The sequence below is a fragment of the Limnohabitans sp. DCL3 genome, assembly GCF_048019295.1.
Taxonomy (GTDB): Bacteria; Pseudomonadota; Gammaproteobacteria; order Burkholderiales; family Burkholderiaceae_C; genus Limnohabitans_A.
The window spans coordinates 2,350,743-2,376,248 of sequence record NZ_CP171842.1; the positions used below are offsets into that span (position 1 = coordinate 2,350,743).

28 protein-coding genes and 1 tRNA gene are annotated in these 25,506 nt (G+C 55.0%); 19 read left to right on the top strand and 10 right to left on the bottom strand.

All coding sequences use genetic code 11. The features are described 5' to 3' along the window. Positions 1–2: 2 nt before the first annotated feature. The 4 genes from urtD to urtA all read right to left on the bottom strand — a co-directional run bounded on the left by urtD (position 3) and on the right by urtA (position 5,026). Positions 3–878, bottom strand: coding sequence for an urea ABC transporter ATP-binding protein UrtD (gene urtD, locus ACHEXK_RS10770; protein WP_416546042.1), 876 nt, complete (start codon positions 876–878; stop codon positions 3–5). Next, entirely contained in the window at positions 875–2,047 is a 1,173-nt protein-coding gene (gene urtC, locus ACHEXK_RS10775; RefSeq protein WP_416546044.1) for an urea ABC transporter permease subunit UrtC, read from the bottom strand. Before urtC ends, urtD begins: the two co-directional genes overlap by 4 nt. 14 nt (positions 2,048–2,061) lie before the next feature. Next, complete coding sequence (gene urtB / locus ACHEXK_RS10780; protein WP_416546046.1) at positions 2,062–3,645, bottom strand: urea ABC transporter permease subunit UrtB; 1,584 nt, start codon at positions 3,643–3,645, stop codon at positions 2,062–2,064. Positions 3,646–3,748: 103 nt separating this feature from the next. Further along, entirely contained in the window at positions 3,749–5,026 is a 1,278-nt protein-coding gene (gene urtA / locus ACHEXK_RS10785) for an urea ABC transporter substrate-binding protein (protein WP_416548929.1), read from the bottom strand. Between the two features lie 218 nt (positions 5,027–5,244). Here urtA and ACHEXK_RS10790 point away from each other — a divergent pair, with 218 nt between their 5' ends. The 17 genes from ACHEXK_RS10790 to ACHEXK_RS10870 all read left to right on the top strand — a co-directional run bounded on the left by ACHEXK_RS10790 (position 5,245) and on the right by ACHEXK_RS10870 (position 17,501). Continuing rightward, positions 5,245–5,547, top strand: coding sequence for an urease subunit gamma (locus tag ACHEXK_RS10790; protein WP_416546048.1), 303 nt, complete (start codon positions 5,245–5,247; stop codon positions 5,545–5,547). Positions 5,548–5,565: 18 nt separating this feature from the next. Continuing rightward, the gene (locus tag ACHEXK_RS10795) at positions 5,566–5,736 is read left to right on the top strand and encodes a hypothetical protein (protein WP_416546050.1); all 171 of its coding nucleotides are present in this window, start codon (positions 5,566–5,568) and stop codon (positions 5,734–5,736) included. A 7-nt stretch (positions 5,737–5,743) separates the two neighbouring features. Continuing rightward, a complete protein-coding gene (locus tag ACHEXK_RS10800; protein ID WP_416546052.1) occupies positions 5,744–6,049 on the top strand; it encodes an urease subunit beta in 306 nt (101 codons plus the stop codon). Between the two features lies 1 nt (position 6,050). Continuing rightward, the gene (ureC, locus tag ACHEXK_RS10805; protein ID WP_416546054.1) at positions 6,051–7,769 is read left to right on the top strand and encodes an urease subunit alpha; all 1,719 of its coding nucleotides are present in this window, start codon (positions 6,051–6,053) and stop codon (positions 7,767–7,769) included. Continuing rightward, a complete protein-coding gene (gene ureE / locus ACHEXK_RS10810; RefSeq protein WP_416546056.1) occupies positions 7,769–8,416 on the top strand; it encodes an urease accessory protein UreE in 648 nt (215 codons plus the stop codon). The genes ureC and ureE overlap by 1 nt, the downstream gene beginning before the upstream one ends. Beyond that, positions 8,406–9,095 carry an urease accessory protein UreF gene (locus ACHEXK_RS10815; RefSeq protein ID WP_416546058.1) on the top strand — a complete coding sequence of 230 codons (690 nt, stop codon included), beginning with the start codon at positions 8,406–8,408 and terminating at the stop codon, positions 9,093–9,095. Before ureE ends, ACHEXK_RS10815 begins: the two co-directional genes overlap by 11 nt. Beyond that, on the top strand, positions 9,092–9,751 hold the full coding sequence (ureG, locus tag ACHEXK_RS10820) for an urease accessory protein UreG (protein ID WP_416546060.1): 660 nt from the start codon (positions 9,092–9,094) through the stop codon (positions 9,749–9,751). The genes ACHEXK_RS10815 and ureG overlap by 4 nt, the downstream gene beginning before the upstream one ends. Positions 9,752–9,823: 72 nt before the next feature. Beyond that, positions 9,824–9,911: transfer RNA gene (locus ACHEXK_RS10825), tRNA-Ser, on the top strand. A gap of 165 nt (positions 9,912–10,076) precedes the next feature. Then, on the top strand, positions 10,077–11,294 hold the full coding sequence (locus ACHEXK_RS10830) for a tyrosine-type recombinase/integrase (RefSeq protein ID WP_416546062.1): 1,218 nt from the start codon (positions 10,077–10,079) through the stop codon (positions 11,292–11,294). A gap of 59 nt (positions 11,295–11,353) precedes the next feature. Beyond that, on the top strand, positions 11,354–11,713 hold the full coding sequence (locus ACHEXK_RS10835; RefSeq protein ID WP_416546064.1) for a hypothetical protein: 360 nt from the start codon (positions 11,354–11,356) through the stop codon (positions 11,711–11,713). Between the two features lie 53 nt (positions 11,714–11,766). Continuing rightward, positions 11,767–11,973 carry a helix-turn-helix transcriptional regulator gene (locus ACHEXK_RS10840; RefSeq protein ID WP_416546065.1) on the top strand — a complete coding sequence of 69 codons (207 nt, stop codon included), beginning with the start codon at positions 11,767–11,769 and terminating at the stop codon, positions 11,971–11,973. A gap of 305 nt (positions 11,974–12,278) precedes the next feature. Beyond that, positions 12,279–12,464, top strand: a complete 186-nt coding sequence (locus tag ACHEXK_RS10845; RefSeq protein WP_416546067.1) for a hypothetical protein — start codon at positions 12,279–12,281, stop codon at positions 12,462–12,464. Positions 12,465–12,469: 5 nt separating this feature from the next. Then, positions 12,470–13,606 (top strand): hypothetical protein, encoded by a 1,137-nt coding sequence (locus ACHEXK_RS10850; protein WP_416546069.1) that lies wholly within the window; start codon positions 12,470–12,472, stop codon positions 13,604–13,606. Beyond that, the gene (locus ACHEXK_RS10855) at positions 13,603–15,321 is read left to right on the top strand and encodes a hypothetical protein (protein ID WP_416546071.1); all 1,719 of its coding nucleotides are present in this window, start codon (positions 13,603–13,605) and stop codon (positions 15,319–15,321) included. Before ACHEXK_RS10850 ends, ACHEXK_RS10855 begins: the two co-directional genes overlap by 4 nt. Before the next feature lie 103 nt (positions 15,322–15,424). Continuing rightward, a protein-coding gene (locus tag ACHEXK_RS10860; RefSeq protein WP_416545314.1) for an IS3 family transposase occupies positions 15,425–16,566 on the top strand; the annotation gives its coding sequence in 2 pieces (ribosomal slippage) (positions 15,425–15,671 and positions 15,671–16,566; 1,143 coding nt in all). After that, entirely contained in the window at positions 16,532–16,891 is a 360-nt protein-coding gene (locus ACHEXK_RS10865) for a hypothetical protein (protein WP_416546073.1), read from the top strand. Before ACHEXK_RS10860 ends, ACHEXK_RS10865 begins: the two co-directional genes overlap by 35 nt. A 277-nt stretch (positions 16,892–17,168) precedes the next feature. Beyond that, the gene (locus tag ACHEXK_RS10870) at positions 17,169–17,501 is read left to right on the top strand and encodes a hypothetical protein (RefSeq protein ID WP_416546075.1); all 333 of its coding nucleotides are present in this window, start codon (positions 17,169–17,171) and stop codon (positions 17,499–17,501) included. A gap of 377 nt (positions 17,502–17,878) precedes the next feature. Here ACHEXK_RS10870 and ACHEXK_RS10875 read toward each other — a convergent pair whose 3' ends face one another. Together ACHEXK_RS10875 and ACHEXK_RS10880 are read right to left on the bottom strand one after the other, a co-directional pair. Further along, positions 17,879–18,154, bottom strand: coding sequence for a hypothetical protein (locus ACHEXK_RS10875; RefSeq protein ID WP_416546077.1), 276 nt, complete (start codon positions 18,152–18,154; stop codon positions 17,879–17,881). 155 nt (positions 18,155–18,309) lie between these two features. Next, a complete protein-coding gene (locus ACHEXK_RS10880) occupies positions 18,310–18,513 on the bottom strand; it encodes an XRE family transcriptional regulator (RefSeq protein ID WP_416546079.1) in 204 nt (67 codons plus the stop codon). A gap of 278 nt (positions 18,514–18,791) precedes the next feature. Here ACHEXK_RS10880 and ACHEXK_RS10885 point away from each other — a divergent pair, with 278 nt between their 5' ends. Then, positions 18,792–19,781 carry a hypothetical protein gene (locus ACHEXK_RS10885; protein WP_416546081.1) on the top strand — a complete coding sequence of 330 codons (990 nt, stop codon included), beginning with the start codon at positions 18,792–18,794 and terminating at the stop codon, positions 19,779–19,781. Positions 19,782–19,964: 183 nt separating this feature from the next. On the opposite strand, the gene ACHEXK_RS10890 is transcribed toward ACHEXK_RS10885, so the two are convergent. Together ACHEXK_RS10890 and ACHEXK_RS10895 are read right to left on the bottom strand one after the other, a co-directional pair. Beyond that, positions 19,965–20,975 (bottom strand): tetratricopeptide repeat protein, encoded by a 1,011-nt coding sequence (locus ACHEXK_RS10890; RefSeq protein ID WP_416546083.1) that lies wholly within the window; start codon positions 20,973–20,975, stop codon positions 19,965–19,967. Next, the gene (locus tag ACHEXK_RS10895; protein ID WP_416546085.1) at positions 20,963–21,397 is read right to left on the bottom strand and encodes a hypothetical protein; all 435 of its coding nucleotides are present in this window, start codon (positions 21,395–21,397) and stop codon (positions 20,963–20,965) included. The genes ACHEXK_RS10890 and ACHEXK_RS10895 overlap by 13 nt, the downstream gene beginning before the upstream one ends. 180 nt (positions 21,398–21,577) lie before the next feature. On the opposite strand from ACHEXK_RS10895, the gene radC reads away from it, so the two are divergent. Continuing rightward, positions 21,578–22,024 (top strand): RadC family protein, encoded by a 447-nt coding sequence (gene radC / locus ACHEXK_RS10900; RefSeq protein WP_416546087.1) that lies wholly within the window; start codon positions 21,578–21,580, stop codon positions 22,022–22,024. Positions 22,025–22,860: 836 nt separating this feature from the next. Here radC and drmC read toward each other — a convergent pair. Beyond that, the gene (gene drmC, locus ACHEXK_RS10905; protein ID WP_416546089.1) at positions 22,861–23,652 is read right to left on the bottom strand and encodes a DISARM system phospholipase D-like protein DrmC; all 792 of its coding nucleotides are present in this window, start codon (positions 23,650–23,652) and stop codon (positions 22,861–22,863) included. Positions 23,653–23,655: 3 nt separating this feature from the next. Continuing rightward, positions 23,656–25,497 (bottom strand): DrmB family protein, encoded by a 1,842-nt coding sequence (drmB, locus tag ACHEXK_RS10910; RefSeq protein ID WP_416546091.1) that lies wholly within the window; start codon positions 25,495–25,497, stop codon positions 23,656–23,658. Between the last annotated feature and the right edge of the window lie 9 nt (positions 25,498–25,506).

The window sequence follows — 25,506 nt, forward strand, 5'->3', positions numbered from 1 at the left end:
GCTCAACGCCCTAAATAAACTTCAATCACACGCTCATCGGCTTGCACCTGATCGAGTGTGCCCTGTGCCAAAACCGAACCGTCGCACAACACCGTGACGATGTCCGAGATGGTGCGGATGAAGCCCATGTCGTGCTCCACCACCATCAGCGAATGCTTGCCTTTGAGTGTGAGGAACAACTCGGCCGTGCGCTCGGTTTCATGGTCGGTCATGCCGGCCACGGGTTCATCGAGCAAGAGCAGCTTGGGGTCTTGCATCAGCAGCATGCCGATCTCCAGCCACTGCTTTTGCCCGTGGCTGAGCAAGCCCGCAGGCTTGCGAACGCTGTCCGCCAGGTGGATGGTGTGCAGCACTTCGGCCAAGCGGTCGCTTTGGCGCGAATCGAGTTGGAAGAACATCGAGGCTTTCACGCCTTTGGGCGTCTTGAGTGCAAGTTCCAGGTTTTCAAACACCGTCAGGTGCTCGAACACCGTGGGCTTTTGGAACTTGCGACCGATGCCCAGCTGCGCAATTTCGGGTTCGTTGTGGCGCAGCAAGTCGATGGTGCTGCCAAAGTAGACGGTGCCTTCGTCCGGCCGTGTCTTGCCGGTGATGATGTCCATCATCGTGGTTTTGCCGGCGCCATTGGGGCCAATGATGCAGCGCAGCTCACCGGGCGCGATGTCGAGCGACAACTTGTTGATGGCCTTGAAGCCGTCAAAGCTCACACTCACGTCGTCCAGATACAAGATACGGCCATGGGTCACATCGACCTCATTCGAGTCTTGCACCAGGCGGCCATAACCTGCACTGCGGCCACCGGATTCGGTCAACTCTGCGCGCTGCTGGGCCGACTTGGCCACACGCTCAGCGCCTTTTTGGAGGAGGTCAGGCGTCATGCCGCACCGCCTTTCTTGCTTTTGAGATTGGCAACGCGCCCAAGCACCCCGCCCGGCTTGCGCAGCAAACCGACCACCCCACCCGGCTTGCGCAGCAAACCGACCACCCCGTTCGGCAGGTACAAAGTCACCGCGATGAACAGGGCGCCCAAAAAGTACAGCCAAAATTCAGGCGCTGTCACCGTGAGCCAACTCTTGGCTCCGTTGACCAAAAACGCACCCGCAATCGGACCGATCAAGGTGCCACGGCCCCCCACCGCCGCCCAGACCGCCATTTCGATCGAATTGGCGGCGCTCATTTCACCGGGGTTGATGATGCCGACCTGCGGCACATACAAGGCCCCTGCAACGCCGCACATCACGGCGGAGATCACCCAGATGCTGAGCTTGTAAGGCAGTGGCGAATAGCCTGAGAACATGACCCGCGTTTCGGCATCGCGAATCGCCATCAACACGCGTCCATACTTGCTGCCCACCAGCCAACGTGCAAACAAAAAGAATCCCAGCAGCGTCAAACCGGTCAGCACAAACAGTGTCATGCGCATGCTCGGGGTGGCAATGGGCAGGTCCAATATGCGTTTGAAATCAGTAAAGCCGTTGTTGCCGCCAAAACCGGTTTCATTGCGGAAGAACAAGAGCATGGCCGCGTAGGTCATGGCCTGGGTGATGATGGAGAAGTACACCCCCTTGATGCGTGAGCGAAAGGCAAAGTAGCCGAACACAAAAGCGATCAAGCCAGGCACCAGCACCACCAGAAAAAGTGTGGCGACGAAGCTGTCTGACAGCGTCCAGTGCCAAGGCAGCTCTTTCCAATCCAAAAAAACCATGAAATCGGGCAGCTCGCTTTTGTAGTTGCCGTCTTGCCCGATCTGGCGCATCAGGTACATGCCCATGACATAACCACCCAAGGCGAAGAACAAACCATGGCCGAGCGACAAAATACCGGTGTAGCCCCAAATCAAGTCCATCGCCAGCGCACAGATCGCGTAGCACATGATTTTTCCAATCAGGGACACGGCAAAGTCACTCAAGTGCAAAGGGCTGCCTGCAGGCACCCACAAGTTGAGCACCGGCGCCAGCACGCCCACCATGATCAGCGCCAAAAGAAAAGCGGCCCAAGCCTTTCGGCCCAACAAAGGCGCGTGCGCCGGAAGTTCGAAATTGTTCATGTTCACGTCCCTGTTCACGCTTCAGCGCTGCGACCCTTCATCGCGAAGATGCCTTGTGGGCGCTTCTGGATGAAGACGATGATGAACACCAACACCGCGATTTTGGCCAGCACCGCACCGGTCCAACCTTCGAGCAACTTGTTGGCCAGGCCCAGCCCCAAAGCGGCATACACCGTGCCCGCCAGCTGCCCCACCCCGCCCAGCACCACCACCATGAACGAGTCCACGATGTAGCTCTGCCCCAGATCAGGGCCCACGTTGCCCACTTGGCTGAGTGCACAACCGGCCAGACCCGCGATACCCGAACCCAATGCGAAGGCATAAGTGTCGATGCGCGCGGTGTTGACGCCCATGCACGAAGCCATGGGGCGGTTTTGTGTCACGCCGCGCACAAACAGTCCCAAGCGCGTTTTGCCGATCAAAAGCGCCATCCCGATCAGCACCGTTGCTGCAAAAAAGATGATCAGCACGCGGTTCCAAGGCAGTTGCAAATTGGGCAGCAACTGCAGCGATCCGCTCATCCACGAGGGGTTTTCAACCCCCACGTTTTGTGCCCCGAACAAGCTGCGCACGCCTTGCATGAGCACCAAGCTGATGCCCCAGGTGGCCAGCAATGTTTCAAGGGGGCGGCCATACAGATGTTGGAGCACCGTGCGCTCCATGACGGCGCCCACCAAAGCGGCCATGAAAAACGACATGGGAATCGCCACCAGCAAGTAGGCATCGAATGCGCCCGGCAGGTATTGGCGGAACACGGCTTGCACCACATAGGTGGCGTAGGCGCCGATCATCATCAGCTCACCATGGGCCATGTTGATCACCCCCATCAGGCCGTAGGTGATGGCGAGCCCCAAAGCCACCAACAACAAAATGGAGCCCAAGCTGGCCCCGGTGAACAAGGTGCCCAGGCGCTCACCCCAGCGCAGGCTCTCCTGCACGGTGGTCAAAGCTGTTTGAATTTGTTTTTTCACCGAAGGGTCTGGCTCTTGGGCCAGTTGCTGGTTCAGCAAAAGCAAGGTTTCGGGCTGCTGGCTGTCGGCCAGTTCGCGGGCGGCCAGCCCTCGGTCATGGGGCACCTCGCTGACCAGCATGGCGGCTGCACGCGCTTGGCGCACCAGACTTTGCACGGTGGCATCTTTTTCGGTGGCCAGCGCTTTGTCGAGCAAGGATCTGCGGCTGGCGTCAGGTTCTTTGAGCAGCGACAAAGCAGCCAGTCGGCGCACCTTCACCTCTGGGCTGAACAACTTCAAGGCCGCCAGGGCCGTGTCCAACTCGCCGCGCAGGCGGTTGTTCAGCATCACATCTTCGGCCTCTTGCGGCACGGACACCGCTTGTCCGGTCACCGGGTGCAGGCCTTGGCCATCGCGCACCACCAGCACCTGGTCCTGGGCCACTTTGACCACATCGTCGGCCAGCGCCTGCAAAAATGCGGCGGTCTTCTCATCGCCTTGGGCCACGGCTTGGGCCAAAGCTTGCACACGCGCATCGCTCTCGCCGACCGAAATCGCCAAGGCTTCGTCCATGGTCAAGGCGTGTGCTGCCGACAAGCCCCACACGGCGCTGGCGATGCATGCGGCTTTCAAAATCCATCGTTTCATCTTGAACATCTCTTGGTCAGGCGCACTTATTCCCCTTCAGTCAGCTTTCAGAAAAAAGGAAGAGGGACGGCGCCCTCCCCTTTTTCAGAACGCATTCAAACGGTCACTTTTTGGCAGGCTCATCAGGCTTGACGTCGTTACCGGGGATGAAGGGGCTCCATGGCTTGGCTTTGACGGGGCCCGGTGTCTTCCACACCACGTTGAACTGGCCGTCGGCCTTGATCTCGCCGATGAACACCGACTTGTGCAGGTGGTGGTTCTTCTCGTCCATCTTGCTGGTGATGCCGCTCGGTGCCTTAAAGGTCTGACCGGCCATGGCCGCGATCACTTTGTCGGTGTCAGTGGTCTTGGCTTTTTCAACTGCTTGCTTCCACATGTTGATGCCGATGTAAGTGGCTTCCATCGGATCGTTGGTCAAAGGCTTGTCTTTGTGCCCAGCGATGTTTTTGGCCTTGGCATAAGCCGCCCACTTCTTGGTGAACTCGTCGTTGGCGGGATTCTTGATGCTCATGAAGTAGTTCCATGCGGCCAGGTGACCGACCAAAGGCTTGGTGTCCACGCCGCGCAATTCTTCTTCACCCACCGAGAAGGCCACGACGGGCACGTCTTTGGCTTTCAGGCCCGCGTTGCCCAGTTCTTTGTAGAAAGGCACGTTGGAGTCGCCGTTGATGGTGGAGACCACCGCCGTCTTACCGCCTGCAGAGAATTTCTTCACATCGGCCACGATGGTTTGGTAATCGCTGTGGCCAAACGGGGTGTACTTTTCGTCGATGTCTTTGTCAGCCACGCCTTTGCTTTTCAGGTAAGCACGCAAAATTTTGTTGGTGGTGCGGGGGTACACGTAGTCGGTGCCCAGCAAGACCCAGCGCTTGGCGCCGCCGCCTTCTTTGCTCATCAGGTAATCCACGGCAGGAATGGCTTGCTGGTTGGGGGCAGCGCCGGTGTAGAACACGTTTTTGCTGAGTTCTTCACCTTCGTACTGCACGGGGTAGAACAAGAGGCCGTTCATTTCTTCCACAACGGGCAGCACCGATTTGCGCGACACCGAGGTCCAGCAACCGAAGATGACCGAGACTTTGTCTTGGCCCAGCAACTGTTTGGTTTTTTCAGCAAACAGGGGCCAGTTGGAAGCCGGGTCCACGATCACGGGCTCGAGCTTTTTGCCAAGCACGCCGCCCTTGGCGTTGATCTCGTCAATGGCCATGAGCACAGTGTCTTTGAGCACAGTCTCGGAAATGGCCATGGTGCCGGACAAGCTGTGCAACACACCGACTTTGATGGTGTTGCCTGCTTGCGCTTGGGCTTGGTTCACGAAAGTTAAGCTGCCCGCAACGATGGCGGCGGCGGTTGCGAGGGCTTTGAGGTTGCCACGACGGTTCATCATGAGATCACTCCATTCAGGAAAGTAAGTTGTTCACACACGCACAGTTTTGCTGCACCGCAACACCTCTTGCAATCGCCGTGCCAACCCAAAATCACGACCCATGCACCAAGTGTTGGCATGGGTTTTCCATGGTTTTTGTCCGGCGCTCTATATAGGGCACGCTCTTTGCTAAGCTTTAGCCATCCGATGCACCAAACCCCTCACCACGCACCAAAATGGAACTCACCCCCCGCGAAAAAGACAAGTTGCTGCTCTTCACAGCCGCACTTTTGGCCGAACGCCGCAAGGCGCGCGGCCTGCAACTGAACTACCCCGAAGCCATTGCCTTGATCAGCGCTGCCGTCATGGAAGGCGCACGGGATGGGAAGACCGTGGCCCAACTGATGAGCGAAGGCCGCACCGTTTTAACGCGTGCTGATGTGATGGATGGCATCGCTGAAATGATCCCCGACATCCAAGTCGAAGCCACTTTTCCAGACGGCACCAAATTGGTGACCGTGCACCAACCCATCGTTTAAGAACAAGCAGGCGCTGAAATGAAAAAAATCACCTTCACACTTTCTTTGGTCCTCTCACAACTGGCCAACAACGCTTTCGCGCACGACGGGCACGGCCTAGGTGGCCACCACTGGCATGCCACCGATGTGCTGGGTTTTGTGTTTGCAGCTGCCTTGGTGGCGTGCGCGGTTTTCTTCGGCAAAAAGTGAGCACCCCATGATTCCCGGCGAACTGTTCATCGAATCCGGCCAACACGCCCTCAACGTGGGCCGCCGCACTTGCACCCTGGTGGTGCAAAACGCCAGTGACCGTCCCATCCAAGTGGGTTCGCATTACCACTTTGCAGAAACCAACGCGGGTCTGAGCTTTGACCGGTCCGTTGCGCAGGGCATGCGCTTGAACATCGCATCGGGCACGGCCGTGCGATTTGAGCCCGGCCAGCAACGCACCGTGGAGCTGGTGGATTACGCAGGCGACCGGGTGGTGTTCGGCTTTCGCGGTTTAACCCAAGGAAAACTCTGACATGGCCCACATCGACAAACGCGCTTACGCCGAGATGTTCGGCCCGACCGTGGGCGACCGCGTTCGCTTGGCCGACACGGCTCTGGTGATCGAGGTGGAAAAAGACTTCACGCTGCAAGCCGGTGGCTATGGCGAGGAAGTGAAATTTGGTGGCGGCAAGACCATCCGTGACGGCATGTCCCAGTCGCAGCGGACCAACGCCGAGGGTGCGATGGACTGCGTGCTCACCAACGCACTCATCATCGACCACTGGGGCATCGTCAAGGCCGACATTGGCTTGCGCGGCAACCGCATCGCCGCCATTGGCAAAGCGGGCAACCCCGACACCCAACCGGGTGTGGACATCGTCATCGGCCCCGGCACCGAGATCATCAGCTGCGAAGGCTTGATCGTCACCGCGGGCGGCATTGACTCACACATCCACTTCATCGCACCCCAACAGATCGACGAAGCGCTGGCCAGTGGCGTGACCACCATGCTGGGTGGGGGCACGGGCCCCGCGACCGGCACTTTTGCCACCACCTGCACACCGGGCCCTTTCAACATCGAACGCATGATGCAGGCAGCCGACGCCTTTCCGATGAACCTGGGCTTTTTGGGCAAAGGCAATGCCAGTTTGCCTGCAGCGCTGCATGAGCAAATCCATGCGGGCGCGATTGGTTTGAAGCTGCACGAAGACTGGGGCACCACGCCCGCAGCCATCGACAACTGCCTGACGGTGGCCGAAGAAACCGACACCCAAGTGGCCATCCACACCGACACGCTCAATGAATCGGGCTTTGTAGAAGACACGGTGGCGGCCTTCAAGGGCCGCACCATCCACACCTTCCACACCGAAGGCGCGGGCGGCGGGCACGCACCCGACATTTTGAAAGTGGTGGGCGAAGCCAATGTGCTGCCCTCTTCCACCAACCCCACACGGCCTTACACCATCAACACGCTGGACGAGCATGTGGACATGCTGATGGTTTGCCACCACCTGGACCCGGCGATTGCCGAAGACCTCGCCTTTGCCGAAAGCCGCATCCGCAAGGAAACGATTGCAGCCGAAGACATCTTGCACGACCTGGGCGCCATCAGCATGATGAGTAGCGACAGCCAGGCCATGGGCCGGGTGGGCGAGGTCATCATCCGCACTTGGCAGACCGCACACAAGATGAAGCAGCAGCGCGGCAGCTTGCCCGGCGACACCGACCGCCATGACAACGCCCGCGTCAAACGCTACATCGCCAAGTACACGATCAACCCCGCCATCGCGCACGGCATGAGCCACGAAGTGGGCAGCATCGAGGTGGGCAAATGGGCGGACTTGGTGATCTGGAAGCCCGCGTTTTTTGGTGTAAAACCGGCGCTCATCATGAAAGGCGGCTTCATCGCGCTGGCCGCGATGGGCGACCCGAACGCATCCATTCCCACCCCACAGCCCATGCACTACCGCCCCATGTTTGGCAGCTATGGCGGGGCGCTGTCACGCGGCTCGTTGACCTTTGTCTCTCAAGCCGGTTTGCAAGCGGGCGTGGGTGCGCGTTATGGCTTGGCCAAAACACTGAGCGCCGTGAAGAACATCCGCCAAGTGGGAAAGAAAGACATGGTCCACAATGACTACGCGCCCCGCATGGAAGTTGATGCACAAACCTACGCGGTGCGGGCCGACGGCCAGCTGCTGGTGTGTGAACCCGCCACCAGCCTGCCCATGACACAACGCTACTTTTTGTTCTGATGATCCTCTGCTCCAAACTCATGCCCCAAGGCCGTGGCCTGGCCCGCGTGCTCGTCCAACGCGCCAGCACCATCACCCTCGACTGGGACACCCGCCAAAAAAGCCGCTTTGACGCGAGCGACAGCGCTGGTCGTGCCTTGGGCGTGTTTTTGCCTCGGGGCACGGTGGTGCGTGGTGGTGATGTGCTGGTGGCCGAAGACGGCTCGTTGGTCCGGGTGGTGGCCGCGCCGCAAGACGTGCTGCGCATCACCGCTTGCACAGAACACGGCTCGCCCTTTGACCTGACCCGCGCCGCCTACCACTTGGGTAACCGGCATGTGCCCATCGAATTGCAGCCCGACCACCTGAAGATCGAACCCGACCATGTGCTGGCCGACATGCTGCGGGCCATGCACATGACGGTGGTGGCGGTGTCGGAGTCTTTTGAGCCCGAGAGCGGCGCTTATGGCGACCACAGTGGGCATGCGCACGGGGGAGGACATGGTCACGATCACGGTCATGCAGACCACGCCGAACCGCATGTGCATGGCCCCGACTGCACACACGAGCACGCTGCACCACCCGTCGCCCAACGGATCGCCATTCCCATCCATTCTGCCGCTGCCGCACCCCATGTGCATGGTCCCCACTGCAACCATGAGCACTGAGTCCGCGCCTTCGGGCCTGTTGCAACTGATCTGGCTCGCATCACCCGCACTGCCGATTGGCGGCTTTTCGTATTCCGAAGGCCTGGAAGCGGCCATTGAACAAGGTCTGGTACGCGACGAACACAGTGCCACCGACTGGGTGGCAGACCAACTGCACCTGACGCAGTCGCGTGGCGACATGGCGGTGTTGGCGCAAGCCATCCCCGCATGGCAGCAGCACGAGACCGCCCGGCTGCAAGCGCTTAACAACTGGGTCATGGCCACCCGCGAAACCGCCGAGATGCGCCTGCAAACCGAGCAAATGGGCCGCTCCCTGCTGGACTGGCTGCGCAACCTGCAGCAAGCCAGCGAAGATCAATTGAGGGTGTGCGCCCGCCTGCCTGTGACTTACCCCTTGGCCATGGCGCTGGCATTGTCCTTGGCGCCCACACCGCTGGACCATGCTTTGCAAGCCTATGCCTTTGGCTGGGCCGAAAACATGACCCAAGCCGCCCTCAAGTCCGTGCCTTTGGGCCAAAGTGCAGGGCAGCGCATGCTGGCGCGTTTGGCCCGTGAAATACCGCTGGCGGTGCAAACCGCCATGCACCTGAACGATGAAGACCGGCAGGCCTTCAGCCCCATGCTGGCCATCTTGTCGGCCCGACACGAAACCCAATACTCCCGCATCTTCCGATCATGACTTCTGCACTGCATCACATCCCCAACCGCAACAAAAAACTCCCCCCCTTGCGCGTGGGCATTGGCGGGCCCGTGGGTTCGGGCAAAACCACACTGCTCGAGATGCTGTGCAAAAACATGCGCGAGCGCTGGGATTTGATCGCCATCACCAACGACATTTACACCAAGGAAGACCAACGCTTGCTCACCGTCAGCGGCGCCCTGCCTGCGGAGCGCATCATGGGGGTGGAAACCGGCGGCTGTCCACACACGGCCATCCGCGAAGACGCGTCCATCAACCTCGAAGCGATCGACCGCATGTTGGAAAAATTTCCCAATGCGGATGTGGTGTTCATCGAGAGCGGGGGCGATAACCTGGCCGCCACCTTCAGCCCCGAGCTGTCTGACCTCACGATCTATGTGATCGACGTGGCCGCTGGCGAAAAAATCCCACGCAAGGGCGGCCCCGGCATCACCAAGAGCGATTTGTTCGTCATCAACAAGACCGATTTGGCACCCCATGTGGGCGCCGACTTGCAGGTCATGCGCGACGACACCCACCGCATGCGCCCCAATCCCGAAACACGCCCTTGGGTCATGACCAATCTGAAAACGTTGGATGGGCTCGCCGAAGTGGTGGCTTTCATCGAAAAACGCGGCATGCTGGGCAGCGCCTGAATGGCTTTTGACCCGTCATTCGCTTGCCACCCCCAAAATCATGGGGTTTAACTCGCTACAATCACACCCCAAGGAAGCGTGGCAGAGTGGTCGATTGCACCGGTCTTGAAAACCGGCGACTTGAAAAGGTCCGTGAGTTCGAATCTCACCGCTTCCGCCAGAAGGCCCTATCAGGGCCTTTTTTTTCGCCTCTTTATGTGGGACAAGAAGTCTCACTCCCTGTATAGTTCGATCCTGATTGTCTCAATGCGTTGCACCTGAGTGCATCAGTCATTGTGGGACACGATGTGGGACACAGACTTTATGTGGGGCAAAGGAGGACGGGATGCCTAAGCGAACCAAAGAGCTATCTGCAATCGAGGTCAAGAGATTGACCGATCCTGGACGTCATCCTGTGGGCACTGTGCCGGGCCTTTACTTGTGGGTCCGTGATACAGGGACAAAAAACTGGCTGCTGCGCGCAATGGTCAATGGCAAGCGGTCAGACATTGGCCTTGGGGGTTACCCCGCAGTAAGCCTTGCAGATGCGCTCAAACGGGCACGAGACCTAAGAGAAGGTATCGCTAAGGGTGTTGACCCCCTTGCCAAGAAAAAAGCCGACAGAGCGGCCGTAATGACCTTCGAGAAGGCCGCCGGGGAGTACATCAAGTTACACCGTCCGAGCTGGAAAAACGTCAAGCATGGGCAACAGTGGGAAAACACCCTAGCCACTTACGTATATCCCACGATGGGTTCGCTGCCCGTGAAGGATGTGGAAACGCCGCACGTGCTGGCAGTCGTCCAGCCTCACTGGAATACGAAAAACGAAACCATGGTACGCGTACGCAATCGGATTGAGCTGGTCCTGTCATGGGCGATGGCAGCAGGGCACCGTGAACGGGGACTAAACCCGGCATCATGGCGGGGCCACCTGGACCAAGCACTACCAAAACCCTCCAGAGTCAACGGACGCACCCACCACCCCGCACTGCCTTGGCAGGAGTTGCCCGCACTGATTCATAAGCTGAAGTCGGTAGAAGGCATGAGCGCCCGGTGCCTGGAATTCACCATCCTAACGGCTTGCCGCTCCGGCGAGGCCAGGGGCGCAACCTGGGAAGAGATCGACCTCAAGGACAGAGTCTGGAACATACCCGCCGAGCGGATGAAAGCAGGCAAGGCGCACCGGGTGCCCTTGTCTCATGAGGCCATAGAACTGCTCAGCGCACTGCCCCGTATGGTCGATGAGCAGTTGGTCTTTTCCGGGCGAAAGGAAAACACGCCGCTATCGGACATGAGCCTGACCATGCTGCTTCGAAGGCATGTGCCCGGAATCACTGCGCATGGCTTCCGATCAACGTTCAGGGACTGGACAGCCGAGACGACAAACTACCCTAACGAAGTTTGCGAGATGGCCCTAGCCCATACGGTCGGTGGTTCGGTCGAGGCAGCCTATCGGCGAAGCGACCTTTACGCCAAGCGGGCTGCATTAATGAAGGACTGGGCAAACTATGCGACCGGATCGGTCACAAGCAAATTGGCAGCCCTAGAAAGGGAGGCAGCATGAAAAAGCGGGGGAGAAAACCGTGGTGGCGGAAGATATGGACCCCAGAAGGCTTACGGGATATGACCGAGGCCGAAGAGATCGCCATCAAACAGCGCGGAATCGAACAGAACGCTGAAACTGCAGAGTTGATCACCACGTGGAAGAATTGGGCCAGGTCGGAGAAACTGTTGCGGATTGCGTCAACAGCGTTCATTGAGTTGAGGCAACAGGGTGTAACGGAACGCGATGACGTGAAAGACCGCAATGATCGCATCAACGAAATAGCTAAAAAAATTTCTGCAAATGGCTGGCTGGGCAAATCCAATTCGTGGATAGCTCAAAGGTTTTTGGCTAAATATAAACGCAGCGTAAATACGGTCAGAGCAGACGTGGCAGCGGCTAAAAAATTTCTGATGGGCAGTCAAAAGCAAAAAAATTAACGCCAGTAAATTCACTTCATACCGCTCAACGCGGGTTCATATGGAGTCGATCAATGTCCCAGCGCCTTTTCAGGTTACGCCAACTGGCCAGCACCAAGCAACGTACAGGCCTTCTGCCATGTAGCCCCGCCACCATCTGGCGAATGGTCAAAGCTGGCGAGTTCCCGCAGCCGTTCAAGATCGGGCAGAACTGCACCGTATGGGACGCGTCTGAAGTTGAGGGGTATATCAAACAACAACGCGAGCGAGGTGCAGCTTGAACTGCCCTCTGATTACCTCAGGTGTTGAGGCCTTTATTGAGGACGCCGCACGGTTTGCAGTGGGCGCTACCACGCTTGAGCGTGTAGGGGCGCTGCACGGCATGGAGCCCGAGCAGGTCCTAGCTGCCCTTTCCGATACCGAAATGTCAGTACGAGTTGAGCGGGCTGCCGCTGAGCTTGAGCGTGATGGGTCGGCAGCACGGATTCGCGCTCGGTCACTGTTGTACGAGGCGATGCGACGGCTGCGCGAAACAGTAGACCTGGGTGAGTGTTCCCCCTCATTTTTGCTACGGCTTGCGGAGGTCATGGGCAAGTTGAGTGTCGAACCCAAGGAAGAAAAGGCCCAAAACACGGGTCCGAGCTTTCAGATCAGCATCGACCTGGGCGGTGGCCAGTCCGTCAGTCTCAGCAACAACGTGCAGCCAGTGGTTCTAGACGCCTCAACCGGCGAACCGATAGTAAGCAACCCCGCTCCAGGGTGGCGAGGATGAACACAATGCACACGAGTGAACTCGCGATCTATCGCAACATCAGCAGCACGCGCCCTGATCGGATGGTGCGTGGTTTGAAGTGGCCTGACTTAATGTGCACCCTTGCACCCGTTGCCGGACCTGTACTCTGCGCTCACAAACAAAAGCTGCCCTATTTCACGCCAGGAATGCTGCGCGATGACGTGCCGCTGTCTGGCAAAACCTTAGCGCGCGCACGCGAGCGTGGGGAACCGGAAGTCGGGGCCATGAGGTCGGCGGCTCACATGACTGACACCACTTTCATTGTCTTTGAATTCGATGGACTCAAGCAGGATCAGTTAGTGACGATTGGCAGTCAAGTTATTGGCAGGGGGCGCGCCGGTCTGATGTACACGACGCACTCTTTTGGGCGGGCGGACAAACCGGGCATCCGGGTTCGGCTGATTATCCCGGTGGACTTGAGGCTAGATGCGAACGCATACCGGATCGCCCATGAAGCGGTGAACACCGTCTTCTTTTCTGGTCTAGCCGACAGAACGGGCAATAGCTTGTGCCAGCAACAGGCCATGTTCGGAGTTCACCCAGAGCGCGCGCACCTTGCCAAATGCTGGCGGCATGAAGGGGCAGTTTTTGGCCTTCAGGAATTCTTGACCCAGCACGGGGAGCCAGTAAGGCAGACGAGCCCCGGCCCAAAGGCCCAGCAACAGACGATCACGCCAGGCATAACCGCGAACGGCCTTCCGAGTCTGGCTCGATTGGAGCAGGCGGTACCACTCCTATACGCGGGAAGCTACCAAGATTGGTCTAGGGGACTGCAAGCGTTCAAGGCACTAAGCCCATACCTTGGCGCAGACAACCTGCGCCAGATGGCTGTTCGGTTTGGGAAAACGTCGCCAAGCGACTCCACACGCGCACAGGCGGCACCGACCGACGCCCGATATGACCCCGGGCAGGTATTTGATTCCTCATCACCGATCATGCCGCCAGACGCGGCAGCCGGAGTGCTGCTGGGCATGGCGAAGCAGCGAGCAGTTGCTGTTGTCGAAGCATCTCGTGGTTGCCGCACAGCTTCTGCCGAGGCACGAGTGGCAGCTTTGTATTTGGCAGCGCATCACCGAAGAACATGGAACGAGCTGACCGAAATACCGGGAGGTGTTCGATGAGTGTTGCACAACTAGTTGCCGAAGAGCGGGCGCGCCTTGCGCGCGAACGCGCAGCGGAAGTCCAAACCGAAAACACTGTTGATAACGCTGGCGAAACGGCGAGCTCAATGCCAGACTGCGACCCAGAAATACTGCCGGAAGACATTGCGCCGGAGACCGAGCAGGTCGAGGCGGCTCGCGCTCAAGCGGGCACTGGTGGCAAAAGGCCCAAGGGCGATCTCGGCGCGAAAACCCGGGAGGCAATCTGCGACCTAGAATTTTTAACTGATCAACATGGGCGACTTATGTACGCCTACACCACTCCGGCGGGGAGGCGTGAATTCATCGACGCTGAATTTTCGGCGGCACTGGACGCCGTCGCGCTTCGAGTGGCAGAAATCACCGGCACTGTGCCGAGCCACGAGGTGCTAAAGCGAGAACTTGCCCCAATCAGGGCGCGAGCTCGCCAGCAGGGCAATAAAATTCACATTCATAACCGAACCGCCTCAGACGGGTACGGGGGGTACATCATCGATATAGGCAATAAGGCCGGCGATGTAGTGCATATCACCGCCGTTGGCTGGTCTGTGGAAACTAACCATGATGTGGCGTTCCGTCGTGGCGCGGCATATGGAGAGCTGCGCTTACCGGACTCACAGAAGCCCCCATCTCAGGCCTGGGAGTTTCTGACAGATTGGCTGGTAGCCCAGGGCGTGAAAGCCGACACCGTGCCCAGCGTTATCGTGATGTTGTGCGAGTGGCTCCGACCAGACACTCCTAGTCCCCTTGCTGAAATAATCGCAGGCGCGGGGGCCGGAAAAACGACGTTTGCATCTCACCTAGTGACATTGATTGACCCCACAACATCAGGCGGTCTGGCCTCGACAGGAATCAATGAAGAGGACGTTGCAGCGGGAGCATCGAACCGGCTTGTACTTGCATATGACAACGCGGGGGGGCCGCTCTCAGATGACGCGCAGGACCTGTTATGCAAGACAGCGACCGGCACAGTCCTGGCAACGCGGCGACTTTATACGCAGGGAGATGAATTCGCAGTCCAAGTGCTGGCACCGTTCATCATCACGGCCATTGTTCCAGTTATCACGCGCGCGGACGCGCGAAGTAGAACCGTAAGGATCGCATTGAGTAAACGCGTTGCATTCGTGGGGGCCTCGGATGTCGAAGCGAAATTCAAAGTCATACGCCCAGAACTAACTGGCGCAGTGCTCACGTTACTAGCCGCAGGGCTTGCTGGACTTCAAGAGGCACGGAAGCGGAAATACACACATCGGCTTGTAGATTTCGAACAGTTGGGTGAGGCCATCACGGCGGCTGTCGGATGGCAGGCTGGCCAGTTTCAAGAGTCAATGCACAAGCACCGTCGCGAGGTTGCAGAAGAAATATCCGACGCAACGCCAGTCGTGATTGCAGTGCGCAAGCTGGTTGCCGAACTCGGCGCAAAGGCACAACCAGGGACCAGGCCCCCCGCTGGGGCTGGCCGCACGCTGATGCGTTACGCATATGTTGACCCGCAAGGCACCTTACATGTCGGAGTCATGCTCAAAGAACTACACATCCGCAGCAGCGCGGCAGGCGGTGGTGGCATGTACCGCAACGAACGCTCCACCAGGAACGCTCTCGCAGTCCATGCACCGACATTGGCTGCACTCGGCATCACTTACGGCGTAGCCACTTGTAGGGCGGGTCAATTAGTGGAGTTCCGTGCAAATGTGTGAGGCAAGTAGTAACGCACCGCTACTGCACCGCCCAATAAAGCACTGGCATTCCCCCGAATCAGTAGACAAATAATGATGTCAAAACTGAAGAGGAGCCATGCAAATGGAACGAACCAAATATGCCGCCGAGTTCAAGTCCGAGGCGGTCAAGCAAGTTATCGATAAAGGGCACCCAGTCGTCGATGTTGCCAAGCGGCTTGGAATTCCCGAGGGTGTTCTTTACGGCTGGGTCAACAAGTTCAAAAAGTCAGAACAACCTCAGTCAAGTGACCTTAAGACGCTGCAAGCCGAGATGGTCAAGCTCAAGGCGGAACTCAGGCGGACCACAGAGGAGCGCGATATCCTAAAAAAGGCCGCAGCGTACTTTGCCAAGCAGTCCGGGTGAAGTACGCATTCATGCAGGCGCACCAAAGTGAGTTTCGCCTGACCAGCATGTGCCGTGTTCTCAAGGTACACCGCAGTGGCTATTACGCTTGGCTGCGTGAGCCGCTCTCCCCAAGGGCCAAGGCCAACGAAAAGTTGACCACGCAGATTCGTGAGTTCTACGACCAAAGCATGGGAATCTACGGCAGCCCCCGCATCTTCTGTGACCTCAAGGAAGCGGGTGTGGCGTGTAGCGAGAACCGGGTTGCCAGGTTGATGCGTTCAGCAAAGATCAAATCGGTGCGGGGGTACAGGAGACCCAGGTACAAGGTGGGCAAGCCTGCGCAAGTGGCACCCAATCAACTGGAGCGTCAATTCCAGCATGATGAGCCAGACCAAGCTTGGGTAACGGATATTACCTATATCCGCACGCATGAGGGTTGGTTGTATTTGGCTGCCGTGCTGGATTTGCACTCGCGTGCGGTCGTTGGTTGGAGCATGGGGTCACACATGCGCACGAGCTTGGTGCTGGACGCACTGACGATGGCGGTTTGGCGCAGAAAGCCCAAGGATTCGGTGATCATCCATTCGGACCAAGGCAGCCAATTTGGGAGTGACGAATTCAATCGCTGGTGCAAAGACAACCGTTTGAGCCCCAGCATGAGCCGCCGGGGAAACTGTTGGGATAACGCGGTGGCCGAATCGTTCTTCAGCAGCTTGAAGAGCGAGCGGGTCAAAAAGCGGATTTACCAAACCAGGGCTGAGGCAAAGTCAGAGATCTTTGATTACATCGAGGTTTTCTACAATCGAGTCAGGCGCCACAAGCATCTCGATCAACTCAGCCCCCATGAGTTCGAGCGCCAGCGTCAAACTGCGCTATGAAAAGTGTCTACAGGTTTGGGGGAATGCCACACGCAACCATGCGGGTTTGCGAGGCAAGCGGTGCAGGCGAGGCATTTTTTTAGCTTCTCAGAAAAAAAGAAAGAAGGAAGAAAAGGGAAGAAGAGGAATGAAAGAGCTTGCGATTTTGCACCGCCTGCACCGCTTGCCTCGCAAACCCGCATGGTTAATGGGTTTTCAGCGCTGGGCAATTGCGGTGATGCACTTCAACCCTCGCCAAAACAACCCGCCCCCCTTGCACCAAACCACACCCGACCCAACAGTCCAAAACACAGGAGGCCCAAATGAGAGGCTCAACCTCTATTGAACGTCTGTCCAAACACGTGGCCGCCGTGGCTGTATGGTCAGCGCGTTATTCACCTAGCGGGTCTTACTCTCCAGAAGAATTGGAACGCTATCTTGGGCTCGGGATGCGCACCCTTGCACAACCTTTACTGTTGTCCGGTTGGCGGCGGGTTTCAGTTTTCTCGCGCAAGTCCGGGCCCCCGGTCTCGCGAACCTTATGGCTGCCCCCTGGCAGCAATCACCCCGTGTCAAAACGTGGACGCCCGCGCTTTGACCTTTTCAACTTGCTAGGAGCTTGAATGCTTACCTTCGACGAAACCGACCATTCCGCTTTCACGGGCTACTGGACAAATATTTACACTGGTATTGTTTACGACGATGAAGATGGGGGGACTGGCTCATTGCCTCGTGACATTTACGATGACGATCCTGAATATCTCAAACGCTCTGCACTTCACCTTGAAGTCATCCCATTGTTTTGCCGGTATCTGGAGCTTGACGAAAAGGAACACCAACTTTCCAGGCTTGGAGCTGGCCCAAAGGACCCGCAGATGGCTGCCATAAGTAAAGCTAGGAGCAAATTGATAGTCGACCTGATACACGCGCATCGGCTAACTTTGCGAGGTAGCTGAATCGGACATACACACGTCAAACCCAATCAGATCAACTACCGTGAGTTACTGATGGGTTTGGCTGTTGACAGCGTGACCACTATTGGGTTGCGGCTGCAGTCGGCAGTTCATATGTACGTATTGACTTGGAAAAATTCGCCAGTTGGTACTTCGAGTCAGAACCGGCATGGGGTGAGTCTGCATCAAAAGAAAGTCTTCTGGCGCTTTCTAACACCCTGCGGAAAACTATATGAACAACGCGCTCATTACAGGGATTAACCCATGTGAAGAACTGCCGTCCACGAAGGCTCGATTTAAGCAAAGGTATCTGGCACAACTTTCTGTTTTAAGGTGAGTGAGGTGGCCCAAGTAATGCGTCTGCAACCAGTACGTTTGGGTCAAACTTTATGACCCAGATTGCCCTCATCTTCGGCCTCGAGTTGCAATAGGACGTCTGGCGAAATCACGCCTTCACTGGCATGGGCATCAATCCGATTGAATAACTTAGGGTCTTGATGGCTCAGGTAGACATCGAGCGGAACACCACCGTGCCTTCTGAGCGAAGGCCCATGTACTGAAAATAGGTCGTCGCCAGTTTCATGATTATTTGAACGCGGCTGCCAGTGTTCATTTTGTTTCAATGCTTCTTTCAAAGCGTCTTTCAGTGTCACCATTCCGTACTTTCATTAGGGGTAGAAGCTACTGGCAATTTCGTACGGCCATGGAACCAGAACATGAGCGTTGTAATCATTATGAGCGGATTCAAGTATGAAGTACAACACGGTTTAACGAGACATGAAACACCTCGTGTGGGGACTTGAATCCGCGATTAAATTTGCTTTGAGTACAGTGGATGCAGCCCCGTTTTGATCACGAAGAGTTCCCAAATACCAGCAGGCATATTGCGATCCCCAGCCTCCCATAACTGCCAAGCACGCAGGCTGCAATGGACCATCTCTGCAGATTCTTTCTGAGTGAAGCCCAGGGCCTTGCGCGTTACTTTGACTTGATCCGATTGCGGGGATTTGAGCATGCGCAGTAAATTATACGAACAATGTTCGTAAAGTAGCGGAGCAACCAGTATGGTGAAGTCATAGATGACCTCGATTACCAAGGTTGCCTAGACGGATATCCCCTGCATTGCCGGGAATTTCGAGACCCAAACTAGGGTGACCGCCCTCAACAAAAGGAAAATTTATGCTTCCCGGACCATCCTACGTCTATGAATGTCAGTCATGCAATGGGGTATTTGTACGTCGGAGCATTTCATCTGGAAACACCAGTAGGGCCAAGTTCCGATCTGATGGACAAATGAGTGCTCCAATGTTGCCAACAACGCCGCTACTGGTAGCTTGTCCACATTGCAAATCCTCAATTTTTTGGCCCACTGCAAAAGAAGTTGATTCCTACGAGACCTATGATCTGACTGGTATTTTTGATGTGGGGGAAATGCTCCCAGAGAGTCTGGTACTTAGGCTCGAGAAGAAAGCAAAAAAGCAGAAGTACCTAGATGTGGCGAAATATGACCAGGCTTCACCTCAGCAGATTTTTGAGTTCATTCAAGGGGGTCGCTTTGAGAGTTCGTACGAATTACCCCTGCGCTTACTCTGTTGGCAGCGCTCCAATGATGAACGCAGTGAGGGTGGCCGAATTGAATTGGAGTTCGATGAGCGGGGGAACTTGCAAAAATTGTTGTTGCTAGTTGATCAGAACACTGATTCTCATCGAATGCTTGGGGCTGAAATTTTCAGACAGCTTGCGCAGTTCGATGAAGCTCGCTTCATGTTGGATTATGACTTTGATGAAGAGATGGCAGCCCGTGCTGAGCAATTGATGCTTGCCATTGAAAGGAAGGACTCTTTGCCTTTCCAGTTTGTCGGACGCGATGATGAGTATGACTATGAGACAGCATGGCGAGCACGAAGGTATGAGCCTGAAGACCCCTCAAAGTTCAATTTTGCGGAACTGATTCCACCAGTTTTCAAGATCAGCAACCGTGATTGGTGGGTCAAGGTACTTGGGATGTTATGTCACAACTGGGCGCTGATCGAAAGAAATGCCGATGACACTGCAACCATTTATTTTTTCCAAGATCAAGGGGGTACGGAACGTCCTGCAATCATCGATTCGCTAAACTTCGCAGGAGTCAGGGAGGCTAGGAATGGGTTGAAGACAAACGGGTTCGAAATTTTAAAGACGTACCCGGGGCCATGGATGGGTTTCGAACCCAAGGGGTTCATTTATGATGACCGTGTAGCTGGTAATTTTGTTTATTCACAACGTGGATATTGGGGAAACTGAAATGAATATTTTTGGATATGCATACGGTGTATTTGCATTTTTCACTGGGACGCAGGTAGGAGAAAGAAGTCCCGTATTAGGAATAGTATTTGCATTAGTAGCGCTTTTATGCCTAGTAATTGCAAGCTCAAAAAATAAAGAGTGAAAATCTACTGATTTATACCAACAATCAAAAAGGCGTCATTATTTATTTTCTTTAAGCCACTGTTTTGCTGAACTTTCAGCACTGCGGATTTCAACACGGCTAAGACGTGACTCAGCACGGATGCGGTTATCTTTTGCTGGTTCGTAGCCATTTGCTGTTGCAATTAAAAACCATTTATATGCTTCGATTAAATTTCTGGGCACCATTACTCCTTCAGCATAAATAACACCAAGACGATTTTGAGCCAGATTAAGTCCCAACGAAGCGGCCGTCTTATACGCCTCAATAGATTTTTTGACATCACGGAGAATTCCTAGGCCACCTTCAAGATGCTCTGCGTAGTAAAAAGCCGAATATTCGTGTCCATTAATCATACCTCGCCTTAACCATTCAACAGATTCCTTTAAGTTTTCGCTAAAAGCTGGAGAGGCTTTATTTTTTGTTAAGCAATCAGCATTTAAAAAATAAACCCTTCCAGCCTCCCAATGCGAGCTTGTTTCAAATAACTTCCAATACTCAGTCGCCATCATATTAATAATTTTACAAGCTTCCGCATCTGATTTTCTATGAATTCGATCATCAAAGGCAGGCATCAAACAAAAAGCATATTGCTCATTACCTAAGCCAGTTGGATCTATATCATTTGCCTGCTTGAAAAGTCCACAAGCTTTTGGCTTATCAGTTTCCAGATAAATATATCCAAGCTTCAGTGCCGTATATTGATTAGGCTTGAGCTTTAAGCTTTTCAACAATGTTATCTCAGCCCTTGAATTCCACTTTTGCAAGCTAGCTTCTGAGAAGGCAAGAGCAGCTATATGAAAAACATCTTCATCATGATCCATGTTTTTTTCGAGCCAATCAAGTGCCAATTCATTATCTCGGCCAAAAATTCTAATTGACTGTAACTGCATTACATCTTTTTTCAGCTCGTAGTTTTTAATAGCTTCTAAAACTCTATGCGCATACCTCTCTTGCGCAGTAACAAAAATTGGATTCAATAAAAATATTGATGCAGTTAAAAATCCGAAAAGAAATTTTAGCGCTTCCATTCTGAGCCTGCTTTCTTCTCTTCGATTGGCCAAAATCCAGGATTACCATCAATGCTCCATTGCACTTGCCACGTACGCCCGCTATCTTGATCAAGCAAAATAAACTGGTACATGTTGCGGCTAGAGTAAAGCGTAAAACGTCCAGGTCGTGAACCCGTAGGAGCGAGTACATCCTTATTCAAAACGGTTTTCATTCGATCTTCATCCTTGAGTGCTATTTGCACTTGCCAAAGCTGACCTGTCTGTGTGTCTAGGTGTAGCGTATTCCAAATGTTACGGGTCTTGAAGACCCTGAAGCGTGCATCAAGCCGCTGCATGTCATATTCAATCTCCGTGGTTTGTTGGGTCTGACTTGCTGCTACAGAACAAAAAGCCAGCATGGCAATAAAGAGTGCATAGACACCGGTAGTTCTCAAATTCATGTCGCTTCACCTGCTATCAAAAAGTCACTTGTTACTTATGTAGTCTAACGTGTGTATGTCTTAAAAAATTGCTCACGCACTGAGAGGCACTGGTCTAATGTGCCCCCATCCCCCCACCCCCATGGGGGGCCTCCGGGGGGGTAGCAAGCCAGCCATATGTACAACCCAACAGGAGTACGAATGGCAAATTACGCAGAGCATCCAATCATCCAGCAAGCCTTGGAATTGCTTGCTTGTGAAATTCAACATATCGACACACTTCAGTCACCAGATGCTGTCAAAGACTATTTGAGATTGAAGTTGGGCGACCGACCGCATGAGGTGTTCGCGGTGGTATTCATGGACTCACAAAACCGAGTCATCGCTTATGAAGAGCTCTTCAGGGGCACTTTGTCTCAAACGTCAGTCTATCCAAGAGAAGTAGTGTTGGAGGCGTTAAAGCGAAACGCTGCATCAGTCATCTTGTGCCACAACCATCCAAGTGGTTCACCTCAACCATCAAGGGCAGATGAAGAACTCACACTGACTCTGAAAAGCGCTCTTGCGTTGGTGGATGTGCGCGTGCTCGATCACATGATCGTCACACGTTCTAAGGTGCTGAGCTTTGCAGAGGAGGGTTTAATCTGAGTTATCCAATGCTCAATGAATGGCATAACTAGTTGCTGCTTGACGTCAACTATCCTGACCGTCAGCGCAAGGCTTGAATTCTGGCGTCGTTGTCCCTTTTGGTCTGCTGCTCAACGACTTGTTTTCTTGCCTTTGCTTTTTCACGAATCATCAATTTCTATCCCAAGCACGTTGATATGACTGGGTTAGCACCTTGGTTAAGCAGCTGCTTAAATGTGGTACAAGATGTGGGACAAAGTATATTTTTAAAAAATTCACACTCTTAGTTCTACGGACACCGCTTCCGCCAAAAAGTCAAGTAAATCAACGCTCTTCAATGGGACGATGTGGTAATCCCCACAATATTCCCCACATGGCTCAACAGCCAAGCTGCATTGAAGTGACCCAAACCGCACTCTCTCTGCATACAAGCGACGCCCAACGCCGACCCGGCCTCAGTCTGAGTCAACCCGCAGGCACCAGAGGGTAAGGAAATTTGGGTGCCGCGTACCCCACCGTACCCCCACCCCCCCAATTTCTATTTGGGTCCCTCCAGCCTTACCTTGCACCATGTTCTGCACGAACGCCGAGCATTTTTTAAAACTGTGGTCGTATCGAAATTTCGAATACTCTTTAGACCGCCAGAACAAGTCCTGCTAACTCGCTCATTCAGGTTGTCAGGCGCTCAGAGCCCCGCACCACGCGGGGCTTTGCGTTATGGGCTCCTGACTGCCCCCATGGCCCGCCACCCCCTAAACCCGTCTCAAACCCCGTTTCGTCTCAGAACCTCCTGACTTTTTGGTCGTGGTACGGCAGGAGGAGGTTTGCGAGAAATCAGGGTATTGGTGCCGTACTAATTAGCGTGATAGTCGGCGAAGTGTGTTGTCGCGGATCAGACCTTGAAAATGATCTTTTGCCCAGAGGACAACGTCTGGGTCGGTCAATTTGACGCCAAGTTCAAGGTTGCGGCTAAAGGCATCATCAGTAAGGTTTGCGCTTGAAATAAGCACAACATTGTCAATCGCAGCTAGCTTTGCGTGGAGCTTGCCTGGTCTGCCAGCTTGATTCCGCTCGCGATTTTCAACGGGCCAGTAGTAAACCTCTGCTGTGTCGATCAGTGCGGTGGGAAAGGCCCTAAGCGCGTCAAAGCTGAGTTGTCCCTCAGATGCTTCGGCGAACTCCAATACCAGCCTAATTTTTACACCCCGTTGTGCGGCCTTCAGCAATGTGTCTGCCAGCCGTTCAACTTTGACCGCGGCAAAGGTCACCAAAAGGATCTCGTGCTTGGCTAAGGCAATAAGGTCATACAGCGCCTGATCGATCCGCCGCGCCGCAAGGTGTCCTGATGGAGGAGGACCTGACCAGAGCATCTCAATCTGTCTAGTGTCCAGATAACTTGAATGAATTTCTGACGATACCTGAAGACCGTAGCCAAGAGCTTCCCAAGACATAGATCCTTCAGCAAGGTCAAGTATCTGTTGAAGCAGATGCGCCAAATCTGAGTTGGAAGTCGCAGGTAGCCGCTTTTTTAGGAAATCAGCAGTTGCAGTCGCTGGGGCAGAGCGTAGCTCTGACCATACCTCCTGAAGCCAAGCTGCTGGTGCCCGAACTGTAAGTGCACTGATTTGATTGGTGAGGTCAGTTGGCATGTATCAGTCAAAGAACGCTGTTCCCGTACTTGTGAAGGTATTCACCAGTACGGATCTGTCCAAGTAGCGGTTACCGCGCTCACAGGAAGTCTCAGGTGCGAACTGGCATGCATGACAACACGCCCCCTGAATTGTTCTACCCAGGGTGTCCGGTCTGTGTTCAGCACAGAGTGGATCAGACGCACATAAGCGCATGCTCTCCAGTGCTTGCTCCATATGTCGACCAAGGGTTACAGGATCTCCCAACTCCACCAATCCACCCAATGTGCCTTCACTGTCTGGTGCTGCTGTGTAGAGCAGGACCCCTGCCATGGGGCCACCGACATCACCAGGCTGTCTTGAGTACAGACGCTCGCGCACACTGGCTGCTGTGTAGCCGCAATCCAGCACAATTTGCCTCATCAGCGCATGAGCAAGTGAATGCAGAAGCACAAGTCGAACACCTGGGAAATGTTCTTCAGGTGGGTCCAGTTTTCTGAGTGTGCGCCAGGCCTTGTGAGACTCCAAAAATTCCAGTTGGAGCCTTTGCACTTCAGGCTTGTCTTGCCAAGCTAACAAAGCCTCTTCACGGATCCGAATAAAGATACCTTCCCCGCGGACCTCAGAAGCTGGAAGCCACTTCGGATTTTCCCGGCTAAGCTTGGTCAGTCTGGCTTCGCCCAAGTTCGTGGCCTCAGAAAAATCTGCGTTGGACTCAATGCGGGTAAAGCCCATCAGCGCACGCACTTCACGTATGCGCTCCACTAATACTGTGTCCTCAAGCAAGGACTCAAATCCCTTGGGTGGAGCCACCTTTTTCAGCTTGAAATCACGATTCTCTGCAGCACTTCCAGGGTTGGAGAATACCTGCCACTCGGGCAGTTTCAGATCCTCTGGCGGCGCATCACCCTTTTGAGTTCCGGCACGCTTTTGCTCAATGGCCGCCCAGATGTCGTCGTCACCGTATGCAGCAAATAAGGGTATGAGTGACTGGAACTTCTGACTGCGCTTGCGCAGTAAGCGCAATTCATCTAAGTCCTCAGTGTCTTTCAAGTCAGTCCACTGCTCCTCCACCATCTTGCCTAGCTTGTCCACCGACCTAGGAATTGACAAGGCGGACAGTGCAGTGGGAAACCAACTGTTCGAGGCTCCAAGCAGAATTGTTTTCGCCGGTTCAGGACAATCTGGCTCAATCAAACGCAAATGGGGATGATGTCCGCGACATTTAAAAGGCGTATTGCTGTCAAACGCATCAGCCATGCGTCGAGTTAGGCCGCAACTGTGACACTGCACAACGATGTCAGACGCATCACCCGAGGCGCCATATTCGCGCAACGACAGCTGTGCTCCTTGGCAGGGCACGTTGCCCTTGTGCACAAATTCCAACCAAAGGAAATCAGTCAGGTGGCCTTCACGGCAGGCAATTAAGAAACGAACCGACAAGGCTGCGGGTGGTTTACCACCCAGACTCTTTAAGCAGCCCTGGTGCACATATTGGGTGCGGTCAGGTCGATACGGGTCTTGTGAAAGCTTGAACACACCAGACTCCACTGTGGCCAGTGTGTCGCACAGAGAGCAACGCTGCCACCTAGGAAACGGGGCCACTGGCGCACCAACAGCCGGAGCGGCAGGATCCCTGTCCATACCATCCAGCTTCATCGGTGGCAGGTACAGCTTGGTCAATTGAGCCCCCAGCCTCTTTTGGATGGCTGCGACCAAACGGTCCTCTTCAATTTCCTTGCAGTAACGCGTGTCCCAGTCGTCCAGCCCCATGACCAAGGCTGACATGTTGGGCAAGTCCACCAGCGAACCCACCCCGAAGGTGAAGATCAACTGACTCGGCCGGATTTCTCCCAGTTCATTCATGGCTTTTTC